Raw genomic sequence first — 1,120 nt, 5'->3', positions numbered from 1 at the left:
GCCGGAAGGCAGCCGGTCTGTCATAACAGACCGGAAAGCAAAAGGATGTATGCGCATTGGATGTCAAGGGCCAAGATGAACTCGCTTACGCTCGCCCTTGACATCCTCCAACAGAATGCACAAATGTTATAATTATACAAAAATAAAGAAAGGAGAACCTAACTTAGAAAAGCTAAAAAATTGTCTTGACAAGTGGGGGCATTATATTTCTTGAATTCTTCAAACGGTATGTCATGTTCCCGGACTGCTTCCATTTTCACTTTTTCAGGATACAATGCCAGTGCCACCGATGATTCAGCCTCGCAGGCATGCCTGATGGTTGATTGCAATTCTCGTGGTAATCTTCGAAGAAAAAAACACCAAAACCATCCCCATGGCTTAAGATATCCGTTGTATGATGGACAGCATTTCCGGCTGCTTCATGAGTATCCTGAACCAATAGGTGAACGCTTCCGTGTGCTCTGTCATTTCCATCCTTAGTTTCTCCGGAGAAACCCAGCGGATTTCTTCGATTTCATCTTTGTTTGGAAATATCTTGCCATCATAGCGGCCCACAAACACATGATCGATTTCATGCTCAATCAGGCCATTTTCAAACTCAACACGGTACTTGAATGTGAATGCTTCCTTGCACGCACATGAAATCCCAAGCTCGTCCCGGATTCTCCTGGATACAGCTTCCGACAAAGTCTCACCCTCTCGTTGGTGGCTGCAGCAACTGTTGGTCCAAAGTCCGGCCGAGTGGTATTTTGATTGCGCTCTTTTTTGCAGCAAGACTTCACCTTTATGATTAAAAATCATGACCGAAAAAGCCCGGTGCAGGATACCTTTTTCATGCACCTCCATTTTTTCCATATAACCTTTTTCTCTGTCCTGTTCATCAACGGTTAGGATGTATTCCGGCATTTTTTCTCCTTTTTTGTCCAAGATATTTATATAAACACTGAAAAATCCCTGATTTCATAAACGGCTCTTACCAGACGAAAACAGGCAAAGAAAAAAATATAACATAAGTCTATGTTATATCAGACTGTCGAAAAAGTCCAGTGAGAACTGGGCTTTTTTGCATTAATATAGTAAAATATTATTGGGTGACGGAAATGATAATTAAGAATGAAGA

The 1,120-nt window shown here is 41.8% G+C and carries 1 protein-coding gene; it reads right to left on the bottom strand.

Annotated elements, in window-relative coordinates:
- Positions 1-378: 378 nt before the first annotated feature.
- On the bottom strand, positions 379-906 hold the full coding sequence (idi, locus tag F3H12_RS13165; RefSeq protein ID WP_149679763.1) for an isopentenyl-diphosphate Delta-isomerase: 528 nt from the start codon (positions 904-906) through the stop codon (positions 379-381).
- Positions 907-1,120 lie beyond the last annotated feature (214 nt).

Source organism: Thermoclostridium caenicola (genome assembly GCF_900142095.1).
GTDB classification, from domain to species: Bacteria; Bacillota; Clostridia; order DSM-8532; family DSM-8532; genus Thermoclostridium_A; species Thermoclostridium_A caenicola.
This window is presented reverse-complemented; position numbering and strand designations above follow the sequence as displayed.